Genomic DNA, 7,195 nt, shown 5'->3' on the forward strand with positions numbered 1-7,195 from the left:
TGCTTCGGCTTGCGCCCTTGCTTCGGCTTGCGCCCATGCTTCGGCTTGCGCCCATGCTTCGGCTTGCGCCCTTGCTTCGGCTTATTCATTTAAATTCGATTAGCATCTTTTAGTTGTAGATAGCGATCAACTAATTGATTAGTAATTTGATTAGCTGGTGCATCTAATACCAAAACTCCTTTTTTTTGTAAGATTTTAGCTGCGTTTTGACGTTCACGGAGTAAATCTAAGGCGATAGCTTGATTATATGCTCCTTCGATAGTAAGAGAATTACTATGGGCAATCGTATCTATATTAGGATCTTTTAAAGCGACGCAAAAGGGGAGATAGCGTGGAGTAAGTTTTAACATTGTCTGCAAAAGTTCGGTAGAAGCAGTCACATCTACCCAGTCAGTTAACAAGACAACTAAAGCCCGTCGGGTTTGTTGGCTTAGGAGTTGAGAGACAACCCCGAGGTAATCTGATTCTAACAAGACTGGTTGTAAACGAGACAGAGATTCTAGTAAGGTAGACATGTGTTGATCGCCTCTTTCTGGAGGTATCCAAGTAACTACTTGGCGATCAAAAACTCCTACACCCACGCGATCTCCCCGATTTAATCCAGCTAAGGCTAGTGATAATGTCGCATTTAATCCCCATTCAAAGCGCTTCATTCCTTTTACTTGGGCTGTCATTAGTCTCCCTCTATCTAGGAGAATAATCAGTGTTTGTTCTTTTTCTGGCTCTAATACTCTTACCACTGGCACACTACGACGAGCTGTAGCCTTCCAATCAATCATGCGGGTATCATCTCCTTGGGAATATTCCCGCAACTCTGCAAATTCTGTTCCCCTTCCTAGGCGTCTGGCTTGTCGCATAGTTCCAGTTTTTTCTAAGGTGAGACGAATAGATAATTCCCTTAAACCGACTAAATCTGGATACACAACGGCGGTTTCTGCTGCGGCAACTTGCCATCCTTGCCAAACTAAACTCCAGCGACTCAATTGCCTTACTTGTATATTATTCCAGGAGAATTCACCGCGTTTACGGGGGAAGACTGTATAAGATAATTCTTCTGTGCTAAGGCTTGCTAAATCTAGAGTAAAATCAGAGATATTCGGTTGCAATTCTACAGGGTAACTGTCACAAATTTTTATTCTTACTGTTTTTTTAGCATTGTTTTTTACTTCTAGCTGTATGGGATTTTCTCTCCCTATGGAGAAACGATAGAGAGGTAATCTTGTGATCTTGACTCGGTCTCTTCTGCTTCTGATGCCATCGATAATAGCAATCAGAATTAATAATATGTCTAAACTGAGAATTATCCCCAGACTAGATGCGGTGTTACTTACTATGGCTATCAAAAAACCTAATAAGCCGATCGCACCCAATATATAGTATAAACGTGTTGATGGATATAACATAAAAACAAGATAAAATTTACCAGGAAAAGTAAGTATTTCGTGCTAAGTATAAATTACGGTAACTAGTTCTATACCAATTGTGATTAGAACTAAATTATACCACATTAAATAATACTCATTTTAAACAGAGAAAATTAAGTTGTTCATGTCATCATCTTTTCCAAAACTTGCAGATTTACCCCTATCTCGCCCTTTGTTAATGATTGGTCACGGTACCAAAAATGAACAAGGACGTCAAGCATTTTTAGATTTTAGTCAAACATATCAGAGTTTAGACTTATCAAGACCAGTAATTCCCTGTTTTTTGGAATTAACTACCCCGACAATTGCTGATGGTGTGGCGGAATGTGTCAACCAGGGTTATACAGAAATATCTGCTTTGCCGATTTTGTTATTTGCTGCTAGGCATAATAAGTTTGATGTGACTAATGAGTTAGACCGTTGTCGTGAAATCTATCCCCACATAAAATTTCACTATGGACGTCATTTTGGTATCACTCCCGAGATTTTAAGTCTATGGCGCGATCGCCTAGAGGAGTTAGATTCACCTAGTAATAACCCTCTACAAATCCCGAGAGCCGAAACCGTGTTACTATTTGTAGGACGTGGCTCTAGTGACCCGGACGCTAATGGTGATGTCTATAAGTTAGCGCGAATTCTCTGGGAAGGTAGTAACTATAAAACTGTAGAAACCTGTTTTATTGGTATAACTCATCCTCGTCTTGATATCGGCTTTGAAAGGGCACTACTATATCAACCTAAGCGCATTATCGTTTTACCATATTTTCTGTTTACAGGGGTTTTAGTAGAAAAGATTTTCGCTACTTGCCATCAACAACAACAACTCCATCCTGAGGTTATGATTGATTGTTTACCAGAAATGGGCATTCAACCTCAACTGTTGCAAACTTTGCGCGATCGCGAGATTGAATCTCAACTAGGACAAGTACAGATGAATTGTGAACTCTGTAAATTTCGTTTACAAGCCCTTAGCAATGGCAATAGTCATCATCACCATCATCATCATGACCATGACCATCACCACAATCATGACCATCCCGTGGTTGATTCCTACGCTAAATTAGAAGACTATCATCAAAAAATTTGGCAAGCGCCTTAGTCTCAGATCTTGCATCTTTACCAAAGATGCAAGATCTAAGTAAGTGCTTTTACTAATTTATTTCTTTGGCAAGAAAAAATCACATTAATTAAGTGATTTTTCAGTCGTTCTTTATATTTGAAACTCATAAGATTGTTTCATAATTTAAAACGAGTAAAATTTATTATGGTAGAAACAAATAGTAGTCAAAATTTTGACCTAAAAAATGACCTGCTTTCTCTGCATTATGATCATGCCCCTGACAGAGATGATGGTCACGCTACAGTTACTGGTAAAGTTCTTGTTGATAGTCTTGGTATAGAAAACTATTTAGTTGTAGGCGGTGCTTATGGTAAAAATGGAGATACCTATCGGAGTGACTCTGAGTTGGTTATGGATGCCACTTGGGGGCGTAACAACTGGATTAATGCTCACGATGATAGAAATGCTGCTATAGAAGTTGTAGGACAACAATGGCTAAACACTATTAATAGTGGTCACAGAGTTTTTGTCGCCGAAGGTGGTCAAGCAGATTTAAGTCTCGGTGCAGCTCAGTATGTTGCGGCTAATGGTGGAGATCCTACCAAAATAGAGATTGTTCAGCACAGTAATTGGAACATTAGACAATACGGAGATGCTGTTCTCAACTCACTGACAAACTTAGGTGTTAATCATATTAAGATTAATGATGGTAATCATGCTAATCGTACTGCTGACTTAAATACCACCGATGCTGGGGCTGTATCTAATTTTGTGAATTCAGCCCTTGATTCTCAATGGTCTAATGAGTGGCAAGCTGCTTTTAATTATTATGATCCTTTTGACCATCGAATTGATTTTTCAGACACTGTAGAAGCTTTACATATCTTAGGTGTTGGTCAAGATGAAGTCAACGATATCACTGACTTTGCTCAATTGTACTTTATGGATAGTGGCGTTGCTCCTCTTCCTGAGCCTGAAGAGCCTATCACCATAGAACTTTTTCTGATTAATACCGAAACTGATACCATCATTCAAGAAATCTCTCCAGGAGAGATTGTTAATCTTGACCAAGTGGGTTCTTCACTGAGCATTATGGCCGAACCTAGTAGCGGAGTCAGTGAGATTAAATTTCTGCTTGATGGACCAACAACAATCAATCAAAGGGAAAGAATTGCACCCTATGCCCTAGCCGGAGACTCCAAAGGAGACTACACCAATGCCAATTTAGCAGTAGGAGATTACTCCTTAACCATTACATCCTATGCTCTAGATGGACAAGAGAACAATTTTCTAACTACCAATTTTAGTATTGTTGACAGTGTAACACAACCACCGGAAGAATCACCAGTAGAACCACCAGTAGAATCACCAGTAGAACCACCAGTAGAACCACCTGCCTCAGATAGTCTAGAATTATTTTTAGTTAATACTGAGAGCGATACTGTTCTAGATGAAATTACCGAAGGGGGAATTATTGATCTAGCTGAAGTAGGTTCTTCACTTAGTCTTATGGCCGAATCAAGTGACCCTATCAGTAAGGTTAATTTTCTCTTGGATGGACCCACTCAAATCAATCAGACGGAAAAAATTGCACCCTATGCCCTAGCCGGAGACTCCAAAGGAGACTACACCAATGCCAATTTAGGAGTAGGAGATTACTCTTTGAGAGTTACATCCTATGGACTAGAGGGAAAAGTAGACGAATCGTTTATTACTAACTTTAGTGTTGTTGATAGTTTTCTCTAGGGAGACGGTTGTTTATCTTACTTCACCACTGGTTTGCTGATGTTAGTCTAATGATAAGTATATAACCGGAGAGGACGCTGTATCATGGATCTAGAATCAAGAATAGTTTATCAAACTCAAAAATTCCCTGGATACATTGAAAATATTAATGGTACTTCCCTAGAAATGATCCTGATTCCGGGAGGTAATTTCATGATGGGTTCACCTCTATCAGAGGCAGAGAGTCACAACTACGAGAGACCACTCCATCTAGTAAGGGTTAAAAGCTTCTGTATGGGGCGTTATCCAGTGACTCAGGCCCAATGGCGGGCAGTAGCTAATCTATCTCAAGAAAACAGAGAGTTAAAACTCAATCCATCAGAGTTTCCAGGAGACCAAAAACCTGTAGATAGTGTAAGTTGGTACGATGCCGTGGAATTTTGCGCCCGTCTATCTCGTTACTCGGGTAAAAGTTATCGTCTTCCTAGTGAAGCTGAATGGGAGTATGCTTGTAGAGCTGGTACCACAACTCCTTTTCACTTTGGAGAAACTATCTCCACAACTCTAGCTAATTATGATGCTTCTGATCAAGAAAATGGAGCTTATGGCAGAGGTGTTAGGGGTGAATCAAAGGGAAAAACCACAGAAGTTGGTTCTTTTGATGCCGCTAATGCTTTTGGTCTCTATGACATGCACGGTAATGTCTGGGAATGGTGTGCAGATCCTTGGCATGATAACTATGAGGGGAGACCTAATCAAGGAGAAGTCTGGGACGACAATAATAATCATTATTATGACTATTTACCTGATCTTAACAATCTCTTAACTTCTAAAAACCTTCGCATATTACGAGGAGGTTCTTGGGGCAGTACCCCCATGTACTGTCGGTCTGCGGTTCGCAATGATAAGTACCCCGACTACAATTTTTACTATTGTGGGTTTAGGGTAGCTATTTCTACCGCTTCATACTGGCATTATCAATAATAAATATATGAATATATTTATATATAAATTTTTAAGGGAAAAAGGGAATAAGTATTAAGGAGATACCCGTGCAAAACATGCGACACGAAGCCCAATGTTGTCGTCGTCGTCGCCGGGGTTGACGTAGACGCGATACGCAGACCTACAGTACCTTGGGTTGAAGTCCCAAGAACCACCACGTATTAATTTTGTGTTATTTGTTTTTATAAGCTTATTTATATTATTTAGGTAGTCATTATGATAATCAGAATTATCATCCCAAACTCTACTATTTTTAGGAGCTCCTTGATAATCACTATGCCAGGAATCTCCGCACCATTCTAAAACATTTCCGTGCATATCGTAAAGACCAAAACCATTAGGATAATTAGGATAAAAATTTCCTACTTCTTTTGTTCCATAGAGGTTTTCATCAGCTATTTCTTCTTGATAAACAACACTACTATCATAACAAGCTAAATCATATCTAATGGTTTCACCAAAATGAAAAGGGGTTGTGGTACCAGCTCGACAAGCGTATTCCCACTCAGCTTCACTGGGTAAACGATAATTTCTCCCTGTGTAACGAGACAAACGCGCACAAAATTCTACCGCATCGTACCAACTTACATAAGTAACTGGATAATTATCCCCCTTGTGAGAAGGAGACTCTTTTAACTGTCTAGCTTCTTGAGGTAACTTAGCCACAAATCGCCACTGGGCTTCAGTGATTGGCGTTTGACTGAGATAAAACTCTCTGACATCTACCTCATGCTGGGGACCTTCAGATTCTCTTCTACCTTTCTCATCATCAGGAGAACCCATCAGATACTTACCTGAAGGTATATAAATCATTCGGGCGATCGCCCCTGGTTGCTGAAAATCTTCTCCTAAAAGTAACTCATAACAAGAAGCTTCACAAGCTTGAGTTTTAATTATTTCCCCTCTGATATTGACATATACTGTCTCAAACTTTAGTACTAGTTCCAGCTTGGCCACTCTAGAGGTAAATAAATCCTTGTTGATACCCCAAGCAGCATAAACCCTTACTGTAGCTACAGATGACTCTACAGTCCTAGCAAAAGTAGCATATTCACCCCCTAAGTTATTGAGTACTTCTAGGGTGATTTGAGCAAAAGGATAGACTTCTTTCTGTTCTGAAAGTTGAAATTCTGGTAACTTAGTTAAAAAAGCTCTAAAATCCTGGAGAGAACGGCCTAGTTTTTGATTGATATGGTTAGTAATCGCATTAAGCACATTAATAGTTTTGTCAGTGGCGATCGCCCCATTCAACTCTTGACGCACACCTGGTTTAAAATCATAGAGACGAATATAACCATCTTCTTGATTTTGCTCTTGAGGTTCTAGTAAGCCCCCCATATAAAACTCCGCCACATGTACTGGTTTAGCTTTGGGTAACAAAGCTTTTCTAACTAAGTTAACTACAGACATATTCACAGGTGCAGCGGCCATCAACGCTGCTAATTCTTGAGCGATTCTGGAGGAGGTATTCAAAAAGTGGGAGACAATCTCTTCGGCAGAGAGTTCTTTATTTACTTGATTTGAGGGTGCTTTCTTTCCAGCTTGTTTTTTGACAAAATCTAGATCAAATAGATAAGTAGGGACTTCGGCTTCAGCCTTACCAGCTACTACCCTAGCCCACTGCTTAATCAATTGAGGTTCTAGATTAATTACTGGAATCACAAAAGTATTAGCTGACTCATCTTGCAACCAGACAGAATAGTTTTTTAACAATAACTGAGAATTAGCACCTCCTGGAGTTGTAGCCGTGGCGAAAAACTTACGCCCTCGGGCGAGTTGAGTACTATTCCACAATTGTTCTGGGAAGAGTTGTAAAATCGCTGTATGTTGCTTTTCTGACCATTCTTTGAGCCAGGGATGGATCAAGGCTTGTTTCCAGAGAGGCGAAACACAATCGCTTACCAACAAGATTAAGCCACGCCTATTAGGGCTAAATACAGTTGAAAAATATTTACTCATTACTGCTAAAACTTGCTCATTT

5 protein-coding genes are annotated in these 7,195 nt (G+C 39.8%); 3 read left to right on the forward strand and 2 right to left on the reverse strand.

Annotated features, from left to right (window positions below; translation table 11 throughout):
- Positions 1–89: 89 nt before the first annotated feature.
- On the reverse strand, positions 90–1,403 hold the full coding sequence (locus MW688_RS19085) for a DUF58 domain-containing protein (protein ID WP_486737602.1): 1,314 nt from the start codon (positions 1,401–1,403) through the stop codon (positions 90–92).
- Positions 1,404–1,548: 145 nt separating this feature from the next.
- Between MW688_RS19085 and MW688_RS19090 the strand changes: the two genes are divergently transcribed.
- The 3 genes from MW688_RS19090 (at position 1,549) to MW688_RS19100 (ending at position 5,193) form a co-directional block, all read left to right on the forward strand.
- Entirely contained in the window at positions 1,549–2,523 is a 975-nt protein-coding gene (locus MW688_RS19090) for a sirohydrochlorin chelatase (protein WP_486737603.1), read from the forward strand.
- 165 nt (positions 2,524–2,688) lie between these two features.
- Positions 2,689–4,230, forward strand: coding sequence for a hypothetical protein (locus tag MW688_RS19095; protein ID WP_486737604.1), 1,542 nt, complete (start codon positions 2,689–2,691; stop codon positions 4,228–4,230).
- Between the two features lie 84 nt (positions 4,231–4,314).
- Complete coding sequence (locus tag MW688_RS19100; protein ID WP_486737605.1) at positions 4,315–5,193, forward strand: formylglycine-generating enzyme family protein; 879 nt, start codon at positions 4,315–4,317, stop codon at positions 5,191–5,193.
- A 54-nt stretch (positions 5,194–5,247) separates the two neighbouring features.
- Here the strand turns inward: MW688_RS19100 and MW688_RS19105 are convergent.
- Positions 5,248–7,195 (reverse strand): SAV_2336 N-terminal domain-related protein (locus MW688_RS19105; protein ID WP_486737606.1); only part of this gene is annotated, 1,948 nt, incomplete at its 5' end.

It is taken from the genome of Johannesbaptistia floridana (genome assembly GCF_057440575.1).

What these genes read in the sequence shown, in the direction of transcription:
- MW688_RS19085 (WP_486737602.1), bottom strand. Translation starts at nt 1,403, where the DNA reads ATGTTATATCCATCAACACGTTTATACTATATATTGGGTGCGATCGGC.
- MW688_RS19090 (WP_486737603.1), top strand. Translation starts at nt 1,549, where the DNA reads ATGTCATCATCTTTTCCAAAACTTGCAGATTTACCCCTATCTCGCCCT.
- MW688_RS19095 (WP_486737604.1), top strand. Translation starts at nt 2,689, where the DNA reads ATGGTAGAAACAAATAGTAGTCAAAATTTTGACCTAAAAAATGACCTG.
- MW688_RS19100 (WP_486737605.1), top strand. Translation starts at nt 4,315, where the DNA reads ATGGATCTAGAATCAAGAATAGTTTATCAAACTCAAAAATTCCCTGGA.